Consider the following 26734-nt stretch of genomic DNA (forward strand, 5'->3'; position numbering starts at 1 on the left):
CCTCCCTACCATAAACTTCTTTCTGTTAGTTTTCTTGATATGCTGTTCGCCGTTAATACAAGCACTAAGCCAATAATAGATTCAAATAATCCAATAGCTGCTGCATAGCTAAAATTATTGGATTCTAAACCAACACGATATAAATAAGTTGAAATAACATCAGAAGTTTCATAGGTTAATGGGTTATAAATTAATAAGATTTTTTCAAAGCCAATTGCAAGAAAGCTGCCAATATTCAAAATCAATAGGGTAACAATAGTTGGCAATATCCCTGGTATCGTAATATGAAGGGTTTGTTTCCATCTGTTCGCACCGTCAATTTTTGCTGCTTCATATAAGGAATCGTCAATCGTTGTTAATGCCGCTAAGTATAGAATGGCCCCCCATCCCATCCCTTGCCAGACTTCAGAGGTAACATAAATTGTCCGGAACCATTCTGGACTTTGGATAAAGCTTATTTTTTCTCCGGTGAAAAATTCGACTATTCCATTAATGGAACCGTTTAGAGCTGTTAATTGCAAGATCATTCCAGCAATAATAACAATAGATAAGAAATGCGGTAGATAGGAAGCTGTTTGTACAAACTTCTTAAACTTTTTGGATTTAACTTCATTCAAAAGAAGAGCGAATATAATGGGCATAGGAAAACAAAATAACAAGGTAATTCCGCCCAAAATTAATGTGTTTTTAAATACATTCCAAAAAACTGGGTCGTTAATAAACATATTAAAGTAATAAAATCCAACCCATTGTTCACCATAAATTTTTCCACCTGGCATATATCTTCTAAAAGCAATAACATTTCCTAACATTGGACCATATTTAAAAATAATTAAATAAATAAGCGGTAAGACTAATAATGAATAGAGCTGCCAATCCTTTCTAATTGCAGCTAATGTTGTTTTAAATTTGTTTCTTTTTGTCTTCATAGTTTTATTTACATGTGAATGCACAACCTCTGTTTCCATAAGTACCCCCCTCTGTTTTAATAATATCTATAGCCTTTTGCTAAATCTTTCTATAGCAGCTGACTATTATAAAGCTTCATCTTTTTAGAGGATGAAGCAAACACACATAAAAATTAAAGCGCTTACTTTTTTTGCATCAATACCCCCTTATAAAATAGCTAATAGATGGTGCAAGCAATATTTATGATGATAATCTCGGTAATGGAGTGATTAGTGAAATGAGAAAATTTAACTTGTTGTATGAAGTAGATTTTTTGTCAACTTGATTTTAACCATACTAGTATGGCAGATTAACCAAAAAAATATTGTTATTTAAATAATCTGAAACAGTGGCTTTTCTTTTATGTAATGTACAGGAATATGCGGAAAATTATTTGCTATTAGATTGGTTAAGTATTCCATGCCAGGTTCTTCACTAACTGCATGCCCAATTAGGATAAATGCTTTTTTCTTTCCTTGTTGGAGGGCATCTCTGACATACTCAGGAGACTCCCATTCTGGTCCTTCTCCTGCAATAATCAGGTCTAAATTTTGATTTTGAAATAAAGGGATCACTACTTCACCTCCTCCGCGATAACCTGCTAACAAGCCAATTCTTTGGCATTTCATGGATAACTCCCCCACAACTCTTACAAACGGGGCATCAAGCTTATCTTTCACGTATTTTGCAATATCAGCGACAGTTTTCTTTGGTGTGACAATAGTGGTTGCAATGGACAGATGCTCTTCGACATGATTCTCCCATTCCAGTTTTTGAATTAATCCCGCCATAACGCCATCTGGATTGTAACAATGATAATAATCATGAAAGCGAAAAATATGGATAGCAGTATCTTCTATTAATTGGAGCTTAGTCATGTATACTGAATCTTTCTCATATAATTTTTTCCAATTCTCATGGCTGTAAAATGGTCCTTCATGGCTTATAATCATATTTGCTCCAATAGATATCGCTTTCTCCAATACTTGCTGCGTCAACATGAATGCGGTTACAATTCCTTTCACATACGAATCTGCTGACCCTTTTATTAATACATCTGTTGTGGATTCAACCATTTTTGCGGGCTCCAATAACTTATCTATTACTTCTTGAATAGTTGTCATTCTATCTCTCCCATCAAGTTAATCCAATTATACCACGCTCAAGTTTGTTTATTCAATATACAAACTATATTTTTTTTACAACTTTTACTATATTTTATAATCAATAAGTCATTGACTTCCTCTTATTCTGTGATCGCTTTATTCATATTCTGTTTTTGCAACCGCTGAAAAAGCAGAATGCTACTCGACATTAGTATACATGCTGCGGAAATTCCACTAAAAAAAGGGAGAAGTCCAGGAATATATAATAATAGAAAAATATCTGCTGCTAACCCAAGTATAATCAATAATGTAATATGGATATTTAGAATTCCTAGAAAAAAGGAGTATTTAAAGTAATCGATGAATCTTAACTGATAATGTACATAGACAGGAAAGAAGAATAAAAGAGTGATAGCATATATGCATGTAATAAGTAGTAAAATACTTATGGAAACAATCCGAATAAATCCCCCTAAATTTAAGATTAGATAGTAATCTACATACAAGATTATACCAGCCACTATAAATACGAATCCAAAAGTATTACTTTTGATAAATTCGCTTTTATAGACAGATAGATATGTTTTCCAAATAGGAACTTCCGTTTCTTTCCGAAACCATTTACGGACAATGGTAAAAAGTGCAACTGTTGCTGGCATAAAACCAAATAGGAAAAGACCACTTGCAGTGAACATAATCCATAACAAATTAACGGAAGCCAGCTTCATTATCCATTCACAGATGGTATATAATTTTCCCATTGGTTTTGTTGTCATACTATCCCCTCTTCTTTCTTTTTCCTTCTAAGCATTGTTTTCTTATTTGCGGATTAGAACCTTTTCTGCCGCTCGTCTAACCAAAGTATGTTTGTTACACCTCTTGGATGATATTTGCTTCCCGCAATTTCTCCTGAAATTATTTGATCGCTCCAACTCCAAATGGATGGTTCTGGATATGTGAGCCATTCCACATAGAGCCGTATATACTTTCTTGATAGGAAAAGCTTGATATGGTTCCTTTTTTAAGCACCAATTTAAATATTGTGTTTCGGAGAACGGCCAAATTCTAATTCTAATCCATCCCCTATACCTGGAAAACCTAATGTAAAGTTTGAGAATGCTCCAATCGGAGAATGGTGCGCATCAAAAAAATATTTTTGAAGTCGGATGAACCCCTCCCTTTATTATCCTTTTACAGACCCAGCTGCTAAACCTTCTACAATTTTATTACTTAATAAAATGAAAGCGATTAAAATAGGAATAATGCTAATCATTAAAGTTGCTCCAATTGCTCCCCAATCTGTTAAATATTGACCTACGAAGTTATTTACACCAACTGTTAATGTCTTCCATTGATCAGAGCTAATGAACGTATTAACAAATACAAATTCATTCCAATTATAAATCATATTTATAATAACAACTGTAGCCATAACAGGAGTCGTCATTGGCAATGTGATTTGAAAGAATATACGGTGAATCGAACAACCATCCATTACAGCTGCCTCTTCTAATTCTCTTGGCAGTGCCTGATAGAATCCTAATAAAATCATGATAGTTAGCGGCAAATTAAACGCTGTATAGGATAAAAGAATAGAAATAGGATTATCAATTAGCTCCAAGTTATTAAAAAAACTAAATAAAGGGATTAACGTAGAATGTAATGGAATCATAATGCCTACCATAAACAAACCAAGAACAAGTTTACTTAACTTCCAGTGCATTCTTGTAATCGCAAAGGTAACAAAACTTGCTAATATAACCGTCAAAACTACTGCTACAACTGTAATCCATACACTATTGAAGAAATATAAGCTGATATTTCCTTGGGTCCATACTTTTACATAGTTCCCCCATTGTGGGTCTTTCGGAAGAGCAAATGGAGATAAGCCGAAAACTTCTTGATTCGTTTTTAAGGAAAAGAAGAATAACCAAACGAGTGGGTATATTTGAAAAATGGCAATTACTCCAAGCACTAGATACAAAATACCGTATCCAATCTTACTTCCCAGAGATCCTTTCGTTTTAGGAGATGTGGATAATTCAGTTTTATTTTGTTTTTTCAGGATTACTTCACTCATGATTACCTCTCTCCTTAATACTGAGCATCTTCTTTTGATGCTGTTAATTTTTGTATAACCCATGTCATCACAAGACAAATGATTAATAACGCAAAGCCAATGGCACTACCGTAGCCAAAATCATATGTTTTGAATGCTTCTTTATACATATAAGAGGCCATCACTTCACTTGCTCCATTTGGTCCTCCACCAGTCATAACATAGATTAAATCAAAATATTTTAAAGATCCTACAATGGCTAAAACAATAGTTACTTTTATTACTGGTGCAATTAATGGAATTTTGATTTTATAAGCAATTTGTAATGGGGTTGCCCCATCAATTTTAGCTGCCTCAATAATTTCATCTGCTACTCCTTTTAAAGCTGCATAATAAATAATGATGTAAAATCCAGCATATTGCCAAACAATTGGAATGAAAATGGAGTATAGTACTAAATTGGGATCCGCAAGCCATAAGGGTGTATTTTCTACTCCAAACATGGTTAAAAGCTTGTTCAGCATTCCATTTGTTGGATCAAAAATTTTCAACCATAGCTGTGCAATAGCTACAGACGATAATAACATCGGAATTAAATATATTTTGCGAAGAATTCCAGCTCCCTTAATCTTGCTTGCTAATATAAGTGAAATTACTAAATATGCAATAAGACTTACTGCAGAAAAAACAGCTAATAAAACGGAATGATACGTACTAGACCAGAACATTTTATCTTTCATAAGCTGTATATAATTATCTAAGCCAATAAAAGTCTTAGCCCCGATACCATCCCAATCCATTAAGCCATAATATCCTGTTAATACAATAGGAATATAGATTAAAACCAAAATGAGCAACAGTGCAGGGAGCACATAAAGAGTGATTACCCATTTGTTTGACATCACGTTTTTCATTTTCTGCTTTCCCTCCTTATTGATTGGGAGGAGCTTTGTTAAATGATATATAATTGTTCATGAGTTATTCATGTAACCAATATCATCGTTTAACAGAGCTTTCTCAAAAATCAATAATGTATCTTCCCAATTATCTAAAGTGATTATCTTTTAAATAGTGGAATCCACCTTTTTTATTCGATAGATTCCACCCATTCTTTATTATTCTTCTTCCGCTAAAGCTTGCTCTTGTTTGGCTGTAAATTCTTTTGGTGCTGCCTGACCGCCAAATAGTGATTGGATCATATCTAAGTGCACTTGTGCAACACTAGAGCTCATTTGAACATCTGCATATAATGTTAAATTAGAAGCATTTCCAAGGTCATTTAAAATATCGATATACATTTGATCTAGTTCAATATTGGAAGTGTCTACAACTGTCGCTGGAATTACACCTGCATCCTTAACAGAATTTTTGCCCCATTCTTCTACTAAATATGCGACAAATTTTTTCGCTTCGTCTTTTACCTTTGATTTTTCAGAAACAAATAGTCCAACCCCAGGGCCACCTACAAAACTGTTTATGTCTCCTTTTCCGCCTACATATGTTGGAAACTTAAAGTATCCTACTTTATCTTTAAATTCTTGCGTAACATCTGGGCTTGTTGTATAGTTTGGCAATTCCCAAGTCGCCATTAAATACATAGCTGCTTGTTCATTCATAAAGTACCCTTTTGCCTCATCATTTGAAAGACCATTAAACCCTTTGACAAATCCGCCCATATCTACTAATTTTTTTACTTCTTCGGCTGCTTGAACAAGCGCTGGGTCTTCAAAGCTTCCAGTACGATTAATTGCATTCGTTAACACTTCAGGCCCACCAATTCTATCTGCAAGATACATATACCACATAGAACCAGTCCAACGGTCTTTATTACCTAAAGTAATTGGTGTAACGCCGTTATCAGCTAACGTTTTAACAATATTTAAAAACTCATCATACGTTGCAGGAACTTCTAAATTATATTTCTCAAAGATTTCTTTATTGTAATAAACAGGTGTGATATTTAATTCAAGTGGAAGACCATATGTTTTCCCATCCATAGCAAATGCCTCTGTTGTACCTGCAACAAATTGGTCTTTAAAATTGCTATCAATTATATCATCTAACGGAGCAAACATTTCTCCTTTAACGAACGGCTGCATATATCCTGCTGCCCATGTCACCCCAATATCTGGTAGTTCATTTGAAGCTGATAATACTTTAATTTTATCTTTATATTGCTCGTTTCCAAGAATTTCTGTCTGAATTTTTACATCTGGGTGGTCTTTTTCATACTGTTTAATGATATCGTTTACAATAGTGTACTGTGCTTTTGAACTTCCCTCTGGCCAAAGATGCATGAATTTAATCACTGTTTTATCTCCATTTTTTGAAGCGTTTTCATTTTTGGAAGATGTCGATGAAGAACATCCTGCTAAAACTAAAACCAGCAATAAAGCAACAGATAGACATGCTGACAGTGCTTTTCTATGAAACATTTAAACTACCCCCTATACTTTCCTTTTTAATTATTCCTTCTAACAATCTAAAGTCTATCATTAATGATTTTTCTAAAAAAGGTAACAATGATTAGGAAAAGTTCTACTATTTTTAGAAAGCCCTTTCATTATTTTTCGTTATTTATTTTTCGGTAACTGCTCGGTGTTATTCCTTCTAATTCTTTAAATATTTTAATAAAATATTTGGCCGTTTTGTATCCTGACTCTTCTGCAATATCCGTAATGGAAAGTTTTGTGGAGATAAGTAGATTTTTCGCATGCTGAATTCTTCTTCTGGTGATATATTCACTAAACGTTAACCGAATCTCTTCCTTAAACAGCACACTAAAATAACTTGGATTCAAATACACATGGGCAGCTACGTCACGTTGTGTCAATTCCTCATTTAAGTGATTATCAATATATTGCAAGGCTTTCTGGATTGGCTCTCTTACTGATTCATTTGTTACTCTTGCATCAATCAGCTTATTATCAACTACTCTTGAGATAATATCATTTCTGTCTTTATCTCTATCAATCTTAAGAGCATCTTCGACGGCTTCTATTAATTTCTGTTTACTAATTGGCTTTAATAAATAATTAATAACGCCTAAGCGAAGAGCTTCTTGCGCATATTCAAATTCTGAATATGCTGAGATAACAATAACAACAGGCAGATGTTTTTGGCTTTTGATAGTTTTCAACATCGTTATTCCAGTTATTTTAGGCATGCGAATATCTGTTAGAAGAATATTTATTTTTTGTTTTTGCATTATATCAATGGCCGATTCTGCATTTTCCGAAATTAAAATTTGATATTGACCGCTAGACCAATTCTCTAGTGCTTTTTTGATTCCTTCTCTCGATCTCGGTTCATCATCAACAATCAATATTGTTTTTGCATGCATCTTACATACCCCCATCTTTTGGAATTTCAAAAGAAATGAATGTACCTTTATTCTCCATACTTTCTATCATTAATCCCTTTTGCTGTCTTTCCTGATAATAGAGCGTAAGCCTTTTATATACATTAGAAATAGCCATTCCCTTACCTGTGATTGAAGTAATTCCTTCCTTTTCCATCGATTCCTTAATCTGCTTTAATTTAGACTCGCTTATGCCAATTCCATCATCTCTAACTATTACCTTTATGTTATTATCTATCTCTCCTTGTTGCACAATAACGTCAACAGTACATTGTCCTACCTTATTCTCTGCTCCGTGCAGGACAGCATTTTCTACTAATGGTTGTATTAAAAATTTGGGGATTTTCACTTCTTCAAATACCTTTGGAAGCTGTATTTGCCAATTCAGTTGTTCTCCAAATCGCATTTTCATTATTTCCATATAGTCTTCAATATGGGCAATCTCCTCTTTTATGCGAACCCACTCATCCTCTGTAGATCGTGAAATGGTATAGCGAAATAAATTAGACATGGTAACAACGAGTTCGGCTAATTCTTCTTCGTCATTTTCCTCTAATGACCAATGGAGAGCATCTAATGTATTAAATAGAAAGTGAGGATTAATTTGTGCTTGCAAAGCTCTTAATTCACTACGGTTTCGAGTAATTTCTTTTTGATAAACCATGGTGATTAAATGGTTTGTTTCTTTTACGAGCTGATTGTATGTACTATTTAATTCATTTATTTCATTTACAGAGGGAATCTTTGGTGTCAGCGGCAAAGACCCTTCACTTGCAAATCTCATTGTGTTCGTTAAGCGGATAATCGGGCGAGTAATCATGTTAGAAAGAAAAAAAGAGCATACAAAGAAAATCATTAATCCAATTATGCCAGCAAGAAGAATGCTTGTGCGCACAACCGTTATGCCTTCCGTTAGCGTATTATAGGGAGTTAAAATAAGGACAGTCCATCCTGTCATATACGAAGAATTTTTCGTAATCATGTAATCCCTTTCATTTATCTGCACCGTTTTTTTCTTAGTCTGTAAAATGAACTCACTTGATTGCTCATAATTAGTAATAATCGGTTTACTTAATTCATCTAAAAGAATAAAATACTGATCCGTTTTGTCTGTTAATGTTTGATTAGCAAACTGAAAATAATTAGCATAAATACTAAAGAGTAAATACCCTCCATTTGTAAAACTGCGATTAATTAAATTTACTCTTCTTATAGCAAGAAAATAATTGCTGTCATTTGGATCTTCTCCAATCCAAACTAGACTTCCCTTTGCTTGGTCCGCTTTTTCTACCCAATTAGCATGCAAATCGGTCATTATTTTTGCATCATCAAGTGGTAGTATTCGTTCCTGTTCCCTGGTAAATAATTGAAATGAAAAAATCCCATCAGAATTGGCTGTAATTGTATTAACAGTGCCCATTAATTCTTGTTTTTCATAGAAGGTCACTTTCTTTTGTTCGTATTCCTTTGTTAGCAGCTTTTGTACTTTATCATTCGTCGCCGCTAATTTCGAGGCCATATTTAATTGCTCATACAGTGTCTCAATTCTTCCACTTGCTTCCACTGCGACTTGCTGAATTTGTTTTTCTGCATTATTTTCTAATAAAGTAGATACTTGATTAAATATCAATATACTTACAAATAAAAGCACGACTATCATTACGGATAAAAATACAAATAAAATTTGATTTCGGAGTGTATTCCATTTCCTTAATAAGCTGAACATAGATTTTTATCGCCTTTCGCCCCATTTGCAACTTATTATACCAAAAATCCTTTTTACTTTGTTTATTCATTATACAAATAAACATAATAATTATTCTGCTATCTAAAATTTTTATCTTTTATTTAACCAAAAAAAGAGCCTGACTATTTACTATTGTAAAAAATTCAGCCTCTTCTTTTATTCTTATTTATATGAATGGATAATGGTAACTCGATTTCTCTTTTGCAGCTTTCTTTGTATATTTCTTATAAATAAATTCTTTCCAATTCTTCTCGTTGGCGGAAATAGAATAAGGACACCTGCAATATCTGTTAAAAATCCTGGAAACAGCAATAAAAGCCCGCCAATAAGAATACAAAAGCTATCTAATATCGCATCTCCTGGCATGATTCCCTGATTTATTTGCATTTGTACATTACGTATCGCCTTTAAACCTTGTTTCTTCAGTAAAATACCGCCTAGAATTCCAGTGCCTATTGCAATAATTAAGGTTTCTGGTATACCAATTATGTTTCCGGCTATCAGAAAAACCACAAGTTCAATTAGTGGTAATAGCAGCAAGCTGATCATAAAATTTCTCAAATTGTCACCATCCTCCTTTTCATTTCCTTTTTTTATTATACCTTTTTTTTATCTGGTCTGATAGTAAGCTGCCTTCCTTTTCCCTGTTAAATAATGTAATAACGCGTTGCTGCTTATAGTCGATACCTTGGATATTTAAGAACTGAAAAAGAAGAGTAGCCATTGCCTAAAGATTATTAGGTATGGCTACTCTTCCAATTTTTATGCTTTACAGATTAAAGTACGCTCGCATGTCCGCTATATACGTAGCCGCTACGAGAATCAACTGTAATATCTAAGCCATCTTTTAAGATGCTAGTTGCGTTTTCTACTCCTACAATAACAGGAATTCCAATATTTAATCCTACAACCGCAGCATGACTTGTTAAGCCACCTTCTTCAACGATTAAGGCACTGCATTTTTCTAATGCTGGTACCATATCGCGATCTGTAGCATTTGTTACAAGAATAGAACCGAAATTAACTTTATCTAGTGCTTCTTTTGCACTAGTAGCAATTACTGCTTTACCAAAGGCTGTTTTGCGGCCAATTCCTTGTCCTTTAGCAAGTACATCGCCAATTACATGGATTTTCATGATGTTTGTTGTACCTGCTTCTCCCACAGGAAGCCCAGCAGTAATCACAACTAAATCACCATGTGTAACAATTGAGCTGTTAACACCTTCTTGAACTGCTACATCTAGCATTTCATCTGTTGATTCTGATTTTTGGCTAAGACGTGGATATACTCCCCAAACTAGCGCTAATTGTCTTTGAATTTTTGCATCATATGTTACTGCAATAATTGGAGCTTCTGGACGATATTTAGAAATCATTCTTGCAGTATGACCACTGCCAGTTGGTGTGATTACTGCTTTTACTTCTAAATTTAACGCTGTATGAGCAACAGATTGTCCGATAGAGTCTGTAATCGAATGCTCTGAATCTTTGCTGCGTTTTGAGAGGATTTCTTTATAGTTTAATGCCTCTTCTGCTCTTGCTGCAATATTATTCATTGTTTGTACTGCTTCCACAGGATATAATCCTGCAGCTGTTTCTCCAGAAAGCATAATAGCATCTGTTCCATCAAAAATTGCGTTTGCTACATCACTTGCTTCTGCACGAGTTGGACGTGGATTACGCTGCATCGAATCAAGCATTTGCGTTGCTGTAATAACAGGTTTCCCTAATGTATTACATTTTTTAATTAGCATTTTTTGAACTAATGGTACTTCTTCAGCAGGAATTTCTACCCCTAAATCTCCACGAGCAACCATTAGCCCATCAGAAACCTCAAGGATTTCATCAATATTATCCACACCTTCTTGGTTTTCGATTTTAGGTATGATATGGATATGAGAAGCATTATTATCTTCTAATAATTGCTTAATTTCTAGAACATCAGATGCACGACGAACGAAAGATGCTGCAATGAAGTCAATTCCTTGTTCAATACCAAAAAGGATGTCATTTGCATCTTTTTCCGTGATACCAGGAAGATTTACAGCAACACCAGGTACGTTTACACCTTTTTTATTCTTCAAAGTCCCTGAATTTAATATTTTTGTATGTATTTCTCCAGCAGCTTTGTCTATTTTCGTTACTTCAAGGCCGATTAAACCATCATCTAATAGAATTTTGCTACCTGGCTCCACATCATCAATTAAACCTTCGTAAGTAACAGAGAATTTCTCTGTAGTACCTTCAACTTCTGTCATAGATACGATAATATCATTACCAGCAACTAGTTCAATAGCGCCATCCTTCATGTTGTTTGTTCTAATTTCTGGACCTTTTGTATCTAAAAGAATCGCGATATTGTTACCAGTAATTTCAGCAGCTTCACGAATGTTTTTTATTCTTGCTCCATGCTCTTCAAAATCACCATGTGAAAAGTTAAGGCGTGAAACATTCATTCCAGCTTCCATTAATTGCGTTAATTTTTCTACGCTTTCACTTGCAGGACCAATAGTACATACAATCTTCGTTTTACGCATTAATAATAACCTCCGATAAATATTAGTAAAAAATAATAGCGAACTAAAACAGCATTTTAGGAATTTATGGATGATCTAATCATAAAATGCACTAGATAATCATAAATTCCTACTGATTTAAATGGATAATTCTTTTGATAAGTGATATAAATTATTATCAATCGTATGTTTACGTGCTAACGCTTCAATGATATCATAATCAACCAATTGATTTTTTTCGATACCAACAGCTCTTCCACCTTTGCCTTCTACTAAAAGCTCAACTGCATATGCACCTAGACGACTAGCTAACACACGGTCTTGGGCTGTAGGTGATCCACCACGCTGCATATGTCCTAACACAGACACACGAGTATCGAAATCTGTATTTTCTTCAATCAATTTACCGATTTCAACACCGCTGGCTACTCCTTCAGCTACGACAATAATACTATGCTTTTTACCACGCTCTTGACCTTTTTTCAATCTGCCTACAATTTCCTCCAAGTTAAAGCCTTCTTCTGGAATAAGAATTGTTTCAGCACCACCAGCTAAACCAGCCCATAATGCGATATCCCCAGCATTTCTTCCCATTACCTCAATGATGAATGTTCTCTCGTGAGATGTAGCTGTATCACGGATTTTATCAATCGCATCAATAACTGTGTTTAATGCAGTATCGAAACCGATTGTGAATTCTGTTCCTGGAATATCATTGTCAATTGTTCCTGGAACTCCAACACAAGGGTAACCTTGTTCTGTAAGCGCCTTCGCACCCATATAAGAACCATCTCCACCAATGACTACTAGTCCATCGATATTATGTTTCTTTAATTGCTCAATCCCTTTTTGTTGTCCTTCTTTTGTTTTAAATTCTTCACAACGTGCAGAGAAAAGGAAGGTTCCACCACGATGGATTATATCACCAACTGAACCAACTTCTAATTTTCTGAAGTTGCCACTAATTAGCCCAGCATAACCACCAACTACCCCATATACTTCCACACCATGGAATATCGCTTTACGAACTACGGCTCTAATAGCTGCGTTCATTCCTGGTGCGTCACCGCCACTTGTTAATACACCAATTCTTTTAACTGTCAATTTCCTCACCTCATAATTTCATTAACAAATAAATTATGTAGCATAACATACATATACTATTATATAACAAATTACTTGTCTGTAACATTTTTCACAAAATTTACATATATAATTTATGTAATGCTAACTTTTGTAAATTAATCAAGAAATTGGCTTTTCTCTATTAATTTATCTTACATTTATCCAATTATCCATTAAACAATTCTACCATATCATGAAGAATCGTGTATCTCAACTTAATATGAAAAAAAAATAAAAGACGGAATAATCAGCAAAATGCAAACGTTTTATCTATCACTATTTTGTAGCTATTTCCCCTTATCGCAAACTTTAAACCTATTAACTGGCATTCAGAAAAGAAAAATCATAAAAATAGTGTTAATAGTTTTAAAATAAAATAAACATTTTTTATTCTGCAAACTACATTTTTACCTTCTTACCGCATTTTCATACCAATAAAAAAAGAAGAAAAAACAAAAATACTTCCCAAATTGGATCGGACAAACGTTTTCCGCTATTTGATTATGTGTGTTTAGATTAGAACTCGTCCATAACGTTATAATTAAACGATGCACTGGGTGGGAAATTAAAACCTTTTGACGCATAAAAAATGAATAAAAACCCCCCAACAATCATACGAAATAGTTTTACTATCTCCGCATAATTATGGGGGGTTATCTTCGCTTGGAAATTTATTCTTAGTCTCGTTTAAAAACTCTTATCAATGATTTAAATAGACACCCATATTTTTAAACTTAGCATAGCGGTTATTCACAAGTTCTTCCTTTGTCATTCCTTTTAATTCTTTCAGAGATGCATATAATACTTCATCAATTTGTTCTGCTTGTTCTTTTATATTATGGTGTGCTCCACCTTTTACTTCCTTAATGATGGAATCAATAATGCTTAACTCTTTTAAGTCAGGTGCAGTAATCCTCATTTTTTCAGCTGCTTGTTTAGCCTGCCCAGCATCTTTCCATAAAATAGATGCGGCTCCTTCTGGTGTAATAACTGAGTATGTGGAGTTCTCTAGCATGTGAATATGGTTACCAACGCCAAGTGCTAAAGCACCACCACTACCACCTTCTCCAATTACAATACAGACTATTGGGACTTCCATCGATGCCATTTCAAATAAATTTTTGGCAATAGCTTCACTTTGTCCTCTTTCCTCTGCAGCTTTACCAGGGTATGCACCTTTTGTGTCAATAAAACAAATAATGGGACGATTGAACTTATCCGCTTGCTTCATTAGACGCAGGGCTTTTCGATATCCTTCTGGATGAGGCATTCCAAAATTTCTGCGAATATTTTCCTTTGTATCTTTTCCTCTTTGATGGCCGACAATCGTTACTGGTAACCCTTTGTATTTCGCAATTCCACCTACAATTGCCTCATCATCTCCAAAGCCTCTATCTCCATGTAATTCGATAAAATCAGTAAACAAATGGGGAATATAGTCAAGGGTCGTTGGTCTATTTGGATGTCTAGCAATTTGAACTCGATCCCAAGGCTTCATATTATCGTATACATCTTTTTCCAATTTTTTTAAGCGTATTTCTAATTTTTCAATCTCTGTACTTAAATCAACATTTGCATTTTCCGAGAAGTCTTTTAATTCTTGGATTTTATCTTTCAATTCATTAATTGGTTTATCAAAATCTAATCCTACCATTCTAATTCACCACCTGTTTGATGCATTTCAAGCACGAGGCTAAGCTTCTCTTTTAATTCTAATCTAGGTATTACCGCATCTAATTGACCATGCTTTAGTAAAAACTCTGCCGTTTGGAAGTCCTCCGGAAGCTCTTCTCCTATCGTTTGTTCAATAATACGACGTCCCGCAAAACCAATTAATGCACCTGGTTCAGCAAAATTATAATCTCCAAGTGAGGCAAAGCTTGCAGAAACGCCTCCTGTTGTTGGGTGGGTCATAATGGTAATATATAAACCGCCATTATCGCTAAATCGTTTTAATGCTACACTTGTTTTCGCCATTTGCATAAGACTTAGCACGCCTTCTTGCATTCTTGCTCCACCAGAAGCCGTAAAAATTATAAAGGGTACCGAAAGCTCATCAGCCTTTTCGACAGCGAGGGTAATTTTTTCTCCAACTACTGAACCCATACTTCCCATCCGGAAAGAAGAATCCATTACAGCTATTACTACTTTTCTGCCATTTATTTCGCCTGTTCCTGTAACAACAGCTTCATTCATATTCGTTTTTTTAATATCGCCGGCAATTTTATCTTCATAACCAGGAAACTGCAAAGGATTTCCGGTTCTCATTTCTGCATTTAGCTCAACAAAAGTTGCTTCATCCAAAATGCAATTCATTCTTTCATAAGCCTTCATAGGCAGATGATACCCACAGTTTAAACAAACCTTATGATTCTTCTGTAATTCACGTGTATACATTATTTTCTTACAATTAGAACATTTTGTCATAATCCCTTCTGGAACTTCATTCTTTGATAATTCTGAAGGTAATGTTGCATACTTAAGTTTTTTTGATTTCGAAAATATTCCCTTAATCAATATGGAAACCTCCCCATAAGTAACAATTTAGATTTGAATCGGATTCCTATCATTTCCAAGCACCAATAATCAGTTAAAATTATTGTAATTACTAAATACACTCCATAATTGCATTTGATTCTTTTTTTTTAATGAATCTAAAAGAAGGAGGTAATCCTCCCTCTTCCATTCTTTCGCAGGAATTGTTAGTGAATGATAATAGTCATTTAAAATAGTCCATAAACGATGGACCAAGAAATTATCAGCTATTTTAATGATTTGAAAGAAAAACTCACTTTCTGATATTTCTCGTTCATTTACCAACTGTTTTAAATGTGCCAATTCATCTTCTGTAATTTTTTCCATGGCAATATATAGAGCATTTAATTGAATATAGTTCTTTGTTTCCAAAACGTCTTGTTTTGCTTTATCATTCTGCAATATAAAAGTACTGATCAATTCTACTAATTTATGACCTTGAAAATCACGAAGAAAGGTTCCTTCCCCTTTTCTTGTTTCAATCAACCCAAGCAGCTCTAATGCTCTCAGAGCTTCCCTGATGGATGATCTGCCTGCATGCAGGGTTTCACTCAATACTCGTTCAGAGGGAAGCTTGTCCCCTGGTTTCAGGCCGTTTTGATCAATCATTTCTCGTAAATGATTCACGATATCCACATATAATTTGGATTCCTTTGAAGATGATTCATTCACCTTATGTCATCACTCACTTCTTTCTTGCCTTTTTTGGCAATGTTATAAGAAAATAAATAAAGTATAAGTACAAAATATCCAATCCAAAAATTTAGGCTAAGTGGTCTGACCAGTCAGCTTATTAAACAATATAACAACTTTTTAAAGTTGTAAAGTTTTATTCGGATAAGAAAACGCGATTAGCACCTAGTAAAGTAGATAATTCAACGATACATTCCTTACTTGGTGAAATTTTATATTCTTCGTTTAAAACGATGTTTTTTCCTGTTTCCTCATAATGAATAATAACTGGAGTAGTTCCCGGGAATTTTCTCATAACCGCCAGTAACTCTAATCTTTGGTTCATCATATGCTTCTCATTCATCACTTTAATAAACAACTTATGTTCCTTTTTAGAAAGTGACTGGACAATCGTCCTCATCGATTCAACTAATTGAATAACAAATTGTTTACTGCCGTTTCTTTCTTCACATTTCCCTTCTAAATATACGATTTCACCCGAGTTAAGCAGACTTTGATATTTCTTAAAAATAGTTGGAAATATAACACCTTGCATTTCTCCGCTCTGATCACTCAGCTGGATAAATGCCATCGGCTCCCCTTTTTTAGTGCGAATGATATTTATTTCTGTTATATAGACAATGCTTTTATGTTTTTTTCCTACTTCCATTCCATTAATAGCAATGGTTTGCAAAGTTGCTTGATACGGCTTATAGATAGACACAGGATGGTCTGATAAGTAAAATCCTAAGGCATCTTTTTCTAAAGCTAATTTATCTTCCACTCTGAGTGGTTCTACTTCTACATATTTCGGTTTAAAAAAGAAATCATCCTCACTAAATAAATCATTTTGCTCTTCATCCTCTGGATGAACTAATTGGGCGTGCTGTATGGCTACATCAATAGATGCCAGCAAAATAGCACGATCTACTCCGAATTCATCGAAGCTTCCGGAATAAATAAGCATTTCCAAGACTCTTCTGTTAACCGTCTTCGGGGAAACTCGTATACAAAAATCAAACAAATCTTCAAATTTTTTCTGACTTCTCGCCTTTAATATTTCTCTTAATACATTTCCGCCAATACCTTTTATGCCTGCTAAGCTATAACGGATTTTATTCTTTTCTACACGGAAAAAGTAATTACTTTGATTAATAGAAGGCGGAGTCAATTCAATATTCATCTGTTTTAACTCTTGAATATACTGAATTATTTTCCCTGTGTTTCCAAGGGAAGATGTTAATAGTGCCGCCATAAAATACAGGGGGTAGTTTGCTTTTAAATAGGCAAGCTGATAAGCAATCATACTATATGCTACTGCATGACTTCTATTAAAACCATAGTTGGCAAAACGCACAATTAACTCATATATTTCATTCGCTGTTTTTTCATGATATCCTTTTCTTTCTGCTCCTTTTACAAAATGAATTCTTTCTTTTTCCAGAATTTCCTTTTGTTTCTTACTCACAGCTCGTCTCAACAAATCCGCCTCTCCTAGTGAGAACCCAGCCATTTTAGAAGCGATTTGCATAATTTGCTCTTGATAAACAATCACTCCATAGGTGCTCTTTAGTATCTCTTCTAAATCAGGATGATAATAGTTTATCGATTCTTTGCCATGTTTTCTATTGATGTAATGCGGTATATTCTCCATAGGTCCAGGACGGTAAAGCGCATTAACAGCTACAATATCTTCAAAATTAGTTGGCTGTAACCTCTTTAATACATTGCGCATTCCTTCTGATTCTAATTGAAAGATCCCTGTTGTATCTCCTCTACTTAATAGCTTGAAAACATTTGGGTCATCAATTGGTATTTTTCTTATATCTATTCTTTTCTTTGTTGCTTTATAAAGCATATCAAGAATAGCTTCAATAAAAGAAAGATTTCTTAAACCAAGAAAATCCATTTTCAATAAGCCAAGTTCCTCTAAATATTCCATGCTATACTGTGTTAAATAAATATCGTCATGACCACCTTGAATCGGAATAATATCAACAAGGGGCTGTTGACTAAGAACCACGCCGGCAGCATGGGTTGATGTATGCCTTGGAAGCCCTTCGATTTTACATGCAGTATCAAATAGTTTTTGATTTCGAGGAGATGATTCAACAAATTGCTGCAAACGGATGGATTCTTGATAGCTTTGTTTGAGATTAACACCTAGTTTAGATGGGATCATTCTTGACAGTTCATCCAACTCTTTAACAGATAAGCCAAAGGCTCGCCCAACATCACGCAAAGCTGCTTTAGCAGCAAGCGTACCAAAGGTAATAATTTGCGCAACATGCAGCTCTCCATATTTATTTTTCACATATGAAATAACTTTATCCCGCTTATTATCAGGAAAATCAATATCGATATCTGGCATGGAAATTCTCTCTGGATTTAAAAATCTTTCAAAAAGCAATTGATATTTAATAGGATCTATATCTGTAATATGTAAAACATAGGCAACGATTGATCCCGCAGCTGACCCCCTTCCAGGACCTGTTAGAATTCCGTTCTCTCGCGCAAACTTCATAAAATCCCAAACAATTAAGAAATAGTCACTATAATTCATTCTCCCAATGATGTCCAATTCATATTCCAACCGTGCTGTGTGTTCTGGAGAAGGATGAGAATATCTGTCATTTAAACCAGCCATACATAATTCTCTTAAATAACTAAGAGCATTTTTTCCTGCAGGTACAGTATATTTAGGTAAGGTAGCAAGTATGCCATTCATTTCAATCTGACAAGACTCTCCTACCTTCCATGTGTTTTCCAGAATATCTGGTTGATCATTGAATAATGTGATCATTTCTTCTTTGTTTTTTAGATAATGCTGATTAGAACTCCATTCATCTTGCTCTATATCGGAAAGCTTCTCCCCATTTTTGATTGCCTTTAAGCATTCATAAGCAAAATGGTCCTCCTCCTCCAGGTAAAATACATTATTTGTTGCTACCAGCTTGACTTTTTCTTCAGAAGCTAATCTGAGTAACTTTTCATTTAGTGCATCTTCCACCGCAATGCCGTGTCTTTGAATAGATAAAAAGCATTGACCAGGTTCAAAAATGGACTTCCATAGCATTAATGTATTTCTTGCTGATTCCGTATCATCCCTCAGTAAATTTTGTTCAATCTCCCCTTCAAATCCAGGTGAGATTGCAACGAGACCTTTAGCATAATGCTTTAACCATTTCACAGGAATTCCCTGTGGATTTTTTGTTTGAACAGCACTCGTAATTTTCAATAAATTTTTAAATCCTAGACTAGTTCTAGCTAATAAGACCAATGGATAAACATTATCTTCTTCCCATTCACTTATTACATCTACTGTTAGTCCGATAATCGGTTTTATCCCTTGCTTTAATGATTCTTTATAAAAAGAAGCTGCACCATACATCACATTGCGATCTGTTAAAGCAATAGAACGATAGCCATGCTTTTTAGCATTTGTAACTAACTCTTTTATCGAAAGCGTGCTAGATAAAAGGCTATATGCACTAGATACTTGAAGATGTATAAAAGACATAAATTAATTCACCACTTTTCTTAAAAAATTTTTTTCCTTATAACAAAAAAATATATAAAAATGCTAGAGAAGATGTCATTTTTGCTTTATTTACAAACCTTTTTACCACTTTAAAGGCTATTCCCTTAAAAAAGCAATCATTGTTATTCTATCTTATTAGTTTGCCTCAAAATAAAAGACTTTTTCCTTTCATTATAGATGTTCACAGCAAAAAAAGAAAATATGTTCTCTTTATTAAGGAATGACGTGAAACTTCAACACTTGTATAATCGACCTTTAAATTCATTCATAAATGCAATAGATTGTCCATAATAATAAGAAGAAGAATAGAAGATTACAAGATATGAGAAAAATATACAACCGTGAGAATAAATATTTTGCTCTATGGAGAAGACTTCATTCTATTTGATTTATTGCCTGCTTAGAAACAAAAACTAATAAAAGTTAGAGAGGTAAACGTATGAATCAACAACCATTCTTCCCTACCTTCATCGAAAGCTACTTTATTGCCTTAGGGGTTATTTTAGGAGGCGCACTTTTAGGTGGACTTGCTGCATTTCTAACCGGAAAACCACTCCTTACTGAAATCATACGCATTTCTGGAATCATCAAAATTTGGGCGATTGTTACAGCGATTGGCGGGACCTTTGATGCTATTGATACGATTGAAAAAGGAATCTATGATGCTGGCACAAAAGACCTATTCAAACAAATCTTATTAATCGTTTCTGCTTTCGGAGGAGCTCATACAGGCATTACAATTATTAAGTGGATTACACAGGAGTATATATAAATGAGAATTCCACCATATTATAAAAATCAGGCTGTACAACGTTTTTTTGCCGGAATGGTTATCGGTGGAGTAATCAGTTGGTGTATTTTTGTCTTTATTTTCGGTGTATGGCAGGAACGATATAGCTCGGAAATTAAAACACAAAAAGCAACTATTGAGGATTTAGAAAGAGAGAAAAAAATATGGCAAGAGGAATTTGCTGCACAAAATAAAACGACCGAAGAAAAGCTGACAGTGGAGGATATCGTTGTAAAGATAAACAATACAGATAAAGAAAAATATGATATTAAACCCTTTAATGCCTTAGAAATGGAAGATGCCATTAAAGAAGATTTATCGACCATTATTGCAAAAGACCTCGATATGGTCTATAAAAGTCGCGCACTGTTAAAAAAGTCGATTGAAAACAAAGTAGTTGTTTCCGATAAAAAGCGTTATAAATTTAAAGTAACAGAGTTGATTATTTATACAACGGTTCATGTCGAATTAAGAGTCACCTTTGGCGATTAAAAAGAGGTGCAATCCATTATAACGTAACGGATTGCACCCTTTTTCTTTCTTGTTGAATAATTAAGCCATAAGAAAACTACCTTATTTACAAACTGCTTCTAAATCCTTCACTACTTTACAGGCATCCTCCCATTGATAAATGGTTGCGCCTGAGGCCATTGGATGTCCTCCACCATTATATTTTTTTGCAATTCCATTAATAACTGGTCCTTTTGAACGCAATCTTACACGAATTTGATCTGCTTCTTCAATAAAAAAGACCCATGCTTTTAAACCTTTTACACTCCCTAGACTGCTAACAAGTAACGATGCCTCTGCAGGAGTTGCCTGAAATTGAGCTAATATTTCCTTATTGAGCTTCATACTTGCTACTCCATTTGCATGAACTTGAAAATTTTGCAGAACATAGCCACTCAGCTTGACAATATGGGGATCGAGTTCATACATTTGGTCATACATTTCTGTGCGCGAAAAAGAATATTTGATTAATTCTCCGGCATAAAGAAATGTTTTTTCCGATGTACTTGGATATAGAAATCTCCCAGTATCTCCAACAATTCCCGCATATAGCAGCCTTGCAGCCTCATCACTCATCTTTAGCCCCTGATCTTCTCCAAACAAATAAAACTCATAGATCAACTCACTTGTCGAACTAGCTGCAGTCTCTACCCAAACTATATCGCCATATGCATCATCATTTGGATGATGGTCGATCTTTATTAGCATTTTCCCAGTCAGATAGCGCTGGTCACATACTCTTTCTTGATTAGCTGTATCACATACAATGACCAGCGCATCAGCATAGGTGCTGTCATCAATGACATCGAGTCTTCGTAAAAAGTTTAAGGAAGCTTCTTCTTTTCCTACCGTATAGACGTTTTTATCGGGATAAGAAGTTTTTATAATTTCTGCTAATCCACCTTGCGATCCATATGCATCTGGATCTGGACGGACATGTCTATGAATAATGATAGTATTAAAGGCTCTTATCGCATCTAGTATTTTCTGTTTCATTTATTTCTCCTTTCATTAATGACGATCGATTAATTGACACATCATCATCGCTTTTCCAACAAGTACTCCGTGGTTAAAAACTTCTACATCGACTTTCCCAAATTTTCGTCCAACTTCTAAAATTTTGGGAACTATTTCAATAACACTATCCATTTGAACTGGCTTGATAAAATAGATGGTCATATTTTCGACAACTAAATCACCTTTTTTAAACCCTCTAAGTACTCTGTTCGCCGCTTCGGAAACAATCGTTGTAAACACCCCATAAGATATGGTCCCTAAGTGATTCGTCATCTGCGGAGTTACTTCACAGGAAAAGGCTGTTTCCCCTTTGTTTTTTCCTTTAGTCAACAAGACATGCTTTGTGACAATATCATCAATCGTTTCGCCAATTTGAGGCTGTCTTTGGTTCATTTGCAGCGCTTTTAATACATCTTGTCTACTAATAATCCCTTCTAGCTTGTTTGCTTCATCTACAACTGGCAAGACTTCAATTCCTTCCCATACCATCATATGCGAACAAGAAGCAACACTTGTTTTGCCACTAACCGTCATTGGGTGTTTTGTCATGACTTTATCGATCGTCATATCCATCGATTTTCCAATGATATCCTTTGATGTAATCATCCCTTGTACTTTTAAACTATGATCCACTACTGGGAACCGACCGTGTAACGTTTCTTTATTATATTTATGCCACAAAGCAACATCATCCGTTGTCTTTAAGTAAATCGTTTCTTTAAGCGGTGTTAAAATATCTTCTACTAAAACAATTTCTTTTTTTATGAGCTGATCATAGATTGCCCGGTTTATCATTGTTGCAACAGTAAATGTATCATAGCTTGTTGAAATAATCGGGAGCTGCAAATCGTCTGCTAAACGTTTCACATGTTCCTCTGTATCGAAGCCACCTGTAATTAAAACCGCAGCACCAGCTTTTAATACATGTTCATGTGCCCGCACACGGTTCCCTATAATCAAGAGATTTCCAGGACCTGTATAGCGCATCATTGCATCTAATTTCATTGCCCCAATAACAAAACGATTTAAGGTTTTATGTAAACCAGCTCTCCCACCAAGAACTTGTCCATCCACAATATTAACTACTTCTGCATAGGTTAACTTCTCAATATTTTCTTTCTTCTTTCGTTCAATTCTAATTGTACCAACTCTTTCAATGGTACTTACATACCCTTTATTCTCTGCTTCTTTTATCGCTCTATAAGCTGTTCCTTCACTTACATTTAATGCTTTCGCAATTTGTCGAACAGAAATCTTTTCTCCTACTTGTAATTCATCAATATAATTTAATATTTGCTCATGTTTTGTAGCCAAATTACCACCCTCTTTTAAGAAAAGCACACTGCTTCTCGCAGACAAACTTAGAAAATTCTATTGGTTAAACTCTCTCGTTTGTTCTATGCGAAAACTGCCTGTACTAGACATTTTCATACCATTTATTTCTATTTATTACAATTTATCCATCTATGTTTCAATAGTTTTCGGCTAACTATTAATTTCTTTCATTTAAAGCTGCCTTCTTTAATATCTATGATTTCCCTAGGTAAAAAATCTATTGAAAAAAGCTTGTATATCTTTATTATAGAGTGAACTACTAGGGTATTCAATGAATTCTCTGTTAATCGCCATTAAAACATTCAGTCATTTTGTTTTTTGAGTGGAGTATGTCTTTTGTGGACATCTTTATTTCTTTAAAAAAATCTGATTGGTATTAAAATATTACATGCTAAAAGGGCTGGAAGAAAATAATTCCAGCCGTAAATAAATCGAACCACATTATACGGATATCGGCAATAAAGACCCGCATAATCATTTACCAGCATACGGACCCTTATTTATTGATAACGGGAGATAGATTTTCGTTTTAGTTCTATCTCTCTCCTCTTTTCATCTTATTGGTAATAATAGATTTTCTTCTTTTTCTGTGCTTTACTATAGGACCTTTTGGCTAGTCGTGGTTTTTTAGGGGTATATAGTAATGCAGTTAAATTTCCCGCTACTACCATTAAGGCAAAGGCTAGCCATGTAACCGAAAATATTCCTTCAGCCCCGTTACTGAAGGGAGAAAGTCTTGGCATTCCATAATATAAAAGGACACCACATAATAATATACATAGTAAATATCTATTCTTATTCATAGTCGCTAAAACCTCCTTGATACTATCCTATGCGGACAAGGACAAAAAAAGTATTTAAAAATTAGCTAAAGCATCTGATCACACAGAAAGTTTCGTAAGTCTAAATATTTACATACACGACTTATGTTGATAATCTTATAGGATAAGAATAATATTTAACTGGTCCTACAATATAAGGAAATGGAAAAAAGTATAGACTTGTTAAGAAACACTTGGAGGTAGGTTGAATTGGAAAAAAAAATAGCGTCTCTAGCAAATTGGATGAAGCAGGAAGAAATTGATTTCACTTTTTTAACTTCTACAGATAATATTTTCTATTTTAGCGGATTCTATAGTGATCCACATGAAAGATTATTGGCTTTGATTGTCTTCCCAGAAAACGATCCGATATTAGTTTGTCCTGCAATGGAAACAAATGATGCTAAAAATGCCGGGTGGAGCTATGATATCATCGGCTATAGTGATACAGAAAATCCATGGGAGGCTATTCAAAGTATGGTTCAAAGCCGTACAAACCGTACAACAAAAGTAGCTCTTGAAATAGATCACATGAATGTGGCAAGATATCAGGCACTTCAAACGTCATTTCCAAACATTGAAGGATATGTTTCAGCAGAAGAAAAAATTAATACTTTGCGCATGATAAAAACATCAGATGAATTAGCTAAGATAAAAGAAGCTTGTAAATGGGCTGATTTCGCTATAGAAGTAGGCTGTAATGAAATAGCAGAAGGCAAATCTGAAATGGAAATTCTAGCTGCAATTGAATATGAATTGAAGAAAAAAGGAATTGGTAAGATGTCCTTTTCAACCATGGTTTTAACTGGTGTGAACGGCGCTTCCCCTCATGGTAATCCAGGAGAGACAAAAATCAAAAAAGGAGACCTAGTATTATTTGACTTAGGGGTTGTTGTTGATGGATATTGTTCCGATATAACCAGAACAGTGGCATTTGGCGACATTAATGATAAGCAAAAGGATATTTATGATACAGTTTTAAAAGCTCAGCTTACAGCGATTGAAGCCTCTAAGCCAGGCGTTTCTTGTGCTACTGTTGATCTAGCTGCTCGAAACACAATAAGAGAAGCAGGTTATGGCGAGTTTTTCCCTCACCGTTTAGGGCATGGATTAGGGATTAGTGTTCATGAATTCCCTTCCTTAACTGAAACAAATTCCCTAGTTTTACAAGAAGGTATGGTATATACAATCGAGCCGGGAATTTATGTACCGAATGTTGCAGGAGTTCGGATAGAAGATGATGTTTATGTTACAAAAGATGGAGTGGAGATTTTAACTAAATTTCCGAAAGAGCTTCAAATTATTCAATAAATGGTAAACAAGAAAATCCGCCTGTTTTTTAATATCTGTCATGCGGATGTTAACCACAAACCTGTTTTCTAAATAACCCCAACGATAATTCGGAGTTTCCCCTAGCATCTCCGTATAATCGTTGGGGTTTATATGTGAATGAAATACTCATGCCCCCAAAAAAACGAATCTATTATCTTCTCTTTTAATGTACTTGCACCTAAATTTATATTTTACATAAGATACCTAAACTTAAAAAGGAATAAATGGGGGAGAAGAGAATGGTTAAATATGTAGATTATACAGATCCAAAAATCCAATACCATTTTGATGTAAATAAAAGTAATTTTTTCACAAGAGATAGTCATAACTATATTAATGTTTTAGGAGAACAACAGTTAAATTCGTTAGAGAATGTGTCATTGCTAGATATCTATTTAAGCAGAGATATTGTAGTTGAACCACATATTCACCAAAATGCGGCAGAGCTCGTATACTGCATTTCCGGTTCTGCTACTGTTTCACTATTAAATCCTTTTACAAAAAAAATCCTAAACTATACCATTACGCCTGGCCAAGTAGCTAATGTTCCCCAAGGCTGGTGGCATTATGAAATCGCAAATACAAATAAGACACATTTATTAGCTATATTCAATGCACCTACACCTGAAGCAATCTTTGGCTCTGATTTACTTCGTCTAACTCCTCCAGACTTAATGGCACATACTTATTCATTGGATCTTCATAAGTGGAAATCCACCATCTCTCCCATTAATAAAACAACAATTCTTGGCCCAGTGATTAGTAGAAATAGTTCTAGTCAAAATTATTATGCAGACGCCCCTTATCCTCAGCCTATCTACCAGCCTTACTACATTCCAAGAAATTACTAACAAGTTGAGTGCAGATGATGGATTAAAAATTAGGGCAGTTATTTATTTAAAAAGGACGATTTGTTTTGCAACAGTACTCACAGGCTGAATGGTATATATTGCTTTCCACCAGGAGAGCGTTGAGGGAGGTTCAGCCTCCTCCATTCAGCCGCAGGTCATAGTAACTTAAAACTAGTTTATCTTAAATGATAGGTGGAATTAGTTATTATTCGCCTATCATTTAAGGCTCAGGCTCTTCCTACAGTCTTTTTTGTTTAGTCCTTTATTTGTTTCTGCTCTTTATCCAAGAAGGCATCAACCGCACCGTCGTTATAGGATTCCATCACTTGGGCAGTTACTTCTTCGCTTCCTTTTTCATCAAATTGAAAATCATTCTGTATACTTTCATTTTGTTTGTGCATCTCTATTCCTTCCTTTCTTATTTTTCCCCCTATTATTTGATTGAAAAGTTAAACTTATGCATGAATT

23 protein-coding genes are annotated in these 26734 nt (G+C 34.6%); 4 read left to right on the forward strand and 19 right to left on the reverse strand.

Going from position 1 to position 26734, the window contains the following annotated elements:
• Nucleotides 1–5: 5 nt before the first annotated feature.
• From NSQ92_RS15475 to dnaE, 15 genes are all read right to left on the reverse strand, one after another.
• Complete coding sequence (locus NSQ92_RS15475; protein ID WP_061798712.1) at nt 6–968, reverse strand: ABC transporter permease; 963 nt, start codon at nt 966–968, stop codon at nt 6–8.
• Nucleotides 969–1280: 312 nt separating this feature from the next.
• Entirely contained in the window at nt 1281–2072 is a 792-nt protein-coding gene (locus NSQ92_RS15480) for a Nif3-like dinuclear metal center hexameric protein (protein ID WP_341152942.1), read from the reverse strand.
• A gap of 122 nt (nt 2073–2194) precedes the next feature.
• Nucleotides 2195–2830: a YesL family protein gene (locus NSQ92_RS15485; RefSeq protein ID WP_047941867.1), complete on the reverse strand. Its 636-nt coding sequence runs from the start codon at nt 2828–2830 to the stop codon at nt 2195–2197.
• Nucleotides 2831–3237: 407 nt separating this feature from the next.
• Nucleotides 3238–4134: a carbohydrate ABC transporter permease gene (locus tag NSQ92_RS15490; RefSeq protein ID WP_047941866.1), complete on the reverse strand. Its 897-nt coding sequence runs from the start codon at nt 4132–4134 to the stop codon at nt 3238–3240.
• Between the two features lie 14 nt (nt 4135–4148).
• Nucleotides 4149–5027, reverse strand: a complete 879-nt coding sequence (locus NSQ92_RS15495; RefSeq protein ID WP_095258042.1) for a carbohydrate ABC transporter permease — start codon at nt 5025–5027, stop codon at nt 4149–4151.
• Nucleotides 5028–5228: 201 nt separating this feature from the next.
• Nucleotides 5229–6548 carry an extracellular solute-binding protein gene (locus tag NSQ92_RS15500; protein ID WP_047941864.1) on the reverse strand — a complete coding sequence of 440 codons (1320 nt, stop codon included), beginning with the start codon at nt 6546–6548 and terminating at the stop codon, nt 5229–5231.
• A gap of 128 nt (nt 6549–6676) precedes the next feature.
• Nucleotides 6677–7456, reverse strand: a complete 780-nt coding sequence (locus NSQ92_RS15505; RefSeq protein WP_341152943.1) for a response regulator transcription factor — start codon at nt 7454–7456, stop codon at nt 6677–6679.
• A gap of 1 nt (nt 7457) precedes the next feature.
• Nucleotides 7458–9200, reverse strand: a complete 1743-nt coding sequence (locus tag NSQ92_RS15510; RefSeq protein WP_095258039.1) for a sensor histidine kinase — start codon at nt 9198–9200, stop codon at nt 7458–7460.
• Nucleotides 9201–9383: 183 nt separating this feature from the next.
• Entirely contained in the window at nt 9384–9782 is a 399-nt protein-coding gene (locus NSQ92_RS15515; RefSeq protein WP_047941861.1) for an FxsA family protein, read from the reverse strand.
• Between the two features lie 215 nt (nt 9783–9997).
• A complete protein-coding gene (pyk, locus tag NSQ92_RS15520; protein WP_047941860.1) occupies nt 9998–11758 on the reverse strand; it encodes a pyruvate kinase in 1761 nt (586 codons plus the stop codon).
• Nucleotides 11759–11875: 117 nt separating this feature from the next.
• Nucleotides 11876–12841, reverse strand: a complete 966-nt coding sequence (gene pfkA / locus NSQ92_RS15525) for a 6-phosphofructokinase (RefSeq protein WP_217275753.1) — start codon at nt 12839–12841, stop codon at nt 11876–11878.
• A 721-nt stretch (nt 12842–13562) separates the two neighbouring features.
• Complete coding sequence (gene accA, locus NSQ92_RS15530) at nt 13563–14516, reverse strand: acetyl-CoA carboxylase carboxyl transferase subunit alpha (RefSeq protein ID WP_047941859.1); 954 nt, start codon at nt 14514–14516, stop codon at nt 13563–13565.
• Complete coding sequence (accD, locus tag NSQ92_RS15535) at nt 14510–15379, reverse strand: acetyl-CoA carboxylase, carboxyltransferase subunit beta (RefSeq protein ID WP_047941858.1); 870 nt, start codon at nt 15377–15379, stop codon at nt 14510–14512. The genes accA and accD overlap by 7 nt, the downstream gene beginning before the upstream one ends.
• 69 nt (nt 15380–15448) lie before the next feature.
• Nucleotides 15449–16069 carry a FadR/GntR family transcriptional regulator gene (locus NSQ92_RS15540; RefSeq protein ID WP_082138306.1) on the reverse strand — a complete coding sequence of 207 codons (621 nt, stop codon included), beginning with the start codon at nt 16067–16069 and terminating at the stop codon, nt 15449–15451.
• Between the two features lie 157 nt (nt 16070–16226).
• Complete coding sequence (dnaE, locus tag NSQ92_RS15545; protein ID WP_095258038.1) at nt 16227–19589, reverse strand: DNA polymerase III subunit alpha; 3363 nt, start codon at nt 19587–19589, stop codon at nt 16227–16229.
• A gap of 460 nt (nt 19590–20049) precedes the next feature.
• Here dnaE and NSQ92_RS15550 point away from each other — a divergent pair, with 460 nt between their 5' ends.
• Together NSQ92_RS15550 and ytrI are read left to right on the forward strand one after the other, a co-directional pair.
• Nucleotides 20050–20382, forward strand: coding sequence for a YtrH family sporulation protein (locus NSQ92_RS15550; RefSeq protein ID WP_016202788.1), 333 nt, complete (start codon nt 20050–20052; stop codon nt 20380–20382).
• Nucleotides 20383–20892, forward strand: coding sequence for a sporulation membrane protein YtrI (ytrI, locus tag NSQ92_RS15555; protein WP_047941855.1), 510 nt, complete (start codon nt 20383–20385; stop codon nt 20890–20892).
• Between the two features lie 81 nt (nt 20893–20973).
• Here ytrI and NSQ92_RS15560 read toward each other — a convergent pair whose 3' ends face one another.
• From NSQ92_RS15560 to NSQ92_RS15570, 3 genes are all read right to left on the reverse strand, one after another.
• Nucleotides 20974–21906 carry a DHH family phosphoesterase gene (locus tag NSQ92_RS15560; protein ID WP_061798728.1) on the reverse strand — a complete coding sequence of 311 codons (933 nt, stop codon included), beginning with the start codon at nt 21904–21906 and terminating at the stop codon, nt 20974–20976.
• A 15-nt stretch (nt 21907–21921) separates the two neighbouring features.
• Entirely contained in the window at nt 21922–23241 is a 1320-nt protein-coding gene (locus NSQ92_RS15565; protein WP_047941853.1) for a CBS domain-containing protein, read from the reverse strand.
• Nucleotides 23242–23819: 578 nt separating this feature from the next.
• A complete protein-coding gene (locus tag NSQ92_RS15570; protein ID WP_341152944.1) occupies nt 23820–24065 on the reverse strand; it encodes a hypothetical protein in 246 nt (81 codons plus the stop codon).
• Nucleotides 24066–24293: 228 nt separating this feature from the next.
• On the opposite strand from NSQ92_RS15570, the gene NSQ92_RS15575 reads away from it, so the two are divergent.
• Both NSQ92_RS15575 and NSQ92_RS15580 read left to right on the forward strand, forming a co-directional pair.
• Nucleotides 24294–25394, forward strand: a complete 1101-nt coding sequence (locus NSQ92_RS15575; protein WP_082810047.1) for a M24 family metallopeptidase — start codon at nt 24294–24296, stop codon at nt 25392–25394.
• Between the two features lie 260 nt (nt 25395–25654).
• Nucleotides 25655–26266 (forward strand): cupin domain-containing protein, encoded by a 612-nt coding sequence (locus NSQ92_RS15580; protein ID WP_047941851.1) that lies wholly within the window; start codon nt 25655–25657, stop codon nt 26264–26266.
• Between the two features lie 254 nt (nt 26267–26520).
• Here the strand turns inward: NSQ92_RS15580 and NSQ92_RS15585 are convergent, their stop codons facing one another.
• Complete coding sequence (locus NSQ92_RS15585) at nt 26521–26667, reverse strand: hypothetical protein (protein WP_156485418.1); 147 nt, start codon at nt 26665–26667, stop codon at nt 26521–26523.
• Nucleotides 26668–26734: the final 67 nt, after the last annotated feature.

It is taken from the genome of Niallia sp. FSL M8-0099, from assembly GCF_038006945.1.
GTDB lineage: Bacteria > Bacillota > Bacilli > Bacillales > Cytobacillaceae > Niallia > Niallia circulans.

What these genes read in the sequence shown, in the direction of transcription:
- pyk (WP_047941860.1), bottom strand. Translation starts at nt 11,758, where the DNA reads ATGCGTAAAACGAAGATTGTATGTACTATTGGTCCTGCAAGTGAAAGC.
- accA (WP_047941859.1), bottom strand. Translation starts at nt 14,516, where the DNA reads ATGGTAGGATTAGATTTTGATAAACCAATTAATGAATTGAAAGATAAA.
- NSQ92_RS15560 (WP_061798728.1), bottom strand. Translation starts at nt 21,906, where the DNA reads ATGAAACAGAAAATACTAGATGCGATAAGAGCCTTTAATACTATCATT.
- NSQ92_RS15580 (WP_047941851.1), top strand. Translation starts at nt 25,655, where the DNA reads ATGGTTAAATATGTAGATTATACAGATCCAAAAATCCAATACCATTTT.
- NSQ92_RS15490 (WP_047941866.1), bottom strand. Translation starts at nt 4,134, where the DNA reads ATGAGTGAAGTAATCCTGAAAAAACAAAATAAAACTGAATTATCCACA.
- NSQ92_RS15510 (WP_095258039.1), bottom strand. Translation starts at nt 9,200, where the DNA reads ATGTTCAGCTTATTAAGGAAATGGAATACACTCCGAAATCAAATTTTA.
- ytrI (WP_047941855.1), top strand. Translation starts at nt 20,383, where the DNA reads ATGAGAATTCCACCATATTATAAAAATCAGGCTGTACAACGTTTTTTT.
- NSQ92_RS15500 (WP_047941864.1), bottom strand. Translation starts at nt 6,548, where the DNA reads ATGTTTCATAGAAAAGCACTGTCAGCATGTCTATCTGTTGCTTTATTG.
- NSQ92_RS15485 (WP_047941867.1), bottom strand. Translation starts at nt 2,830, where the DNA reads ATGACAACAAAACCAATGGGAAAATTATATACCATCTGTGAATGGATA.
- dnaE (WP_095258038.1), bottom strand. Translation starts at nt 19,589, where the DNA reads ATGTCTTTTATACATCTTCAAGTATCTAGTGCATATAGCCTTTTATCT.
- NSQ92_RS15570 (WP_341152944.1), bottom strand. Translation starts at nt 24,065, where the DNA reads ATGAATAAGAATAGATATTTACTATGTATATTATTATGTGGTGTCCTT.
- NSQ92_RS15505 (WP_341152943.1), bottom strand. Translation starts at nt 7,456, where the DNA reads ATGCATGCAAAAACAATATTGATTGTTGATGATGAACCGAGATCGAGA.
- NSQ92_RS15495 (WP_095258042.1), bottom strand. Translation starts at nt 5,027, where the DNA reads ATGAAAAACGTGATGTCAAACAAATGGGTAATCACTCTTTATGTGCTC.
- NSQ92_RS15480 (WP_341152942.1), bottom strand. Translation starts at nt 2,072, where the DNA reads ATGACAACTATTCAAGAAGTAATAGATAAGTTATTGGAGCCCGCAAAA.
- NSQ92_RS15550 (WP_016202788.1), top strand. Translation starts at nt 20,050, where the DNA reads ATGAATCAACAACCATTCTTCCCTACCTTCATCGAAAGCTACTTTATT.
- NSQ92_RS15475 (WP_061798712.1), bottom strand. Translation starts at nt 968, where the DNA reads ATGGAAACAGAGGTTGTGCATTCACATGTAAATAAAACTATGAAGACA.
- NSQ92_RS15585 (WP_156485418.1), bottom strand. Translation starts at nt 26,667, where the DNA reads ATGCACAAACAAAATGAAAGTATACAGAATGATTTTCAATTTGATGAA.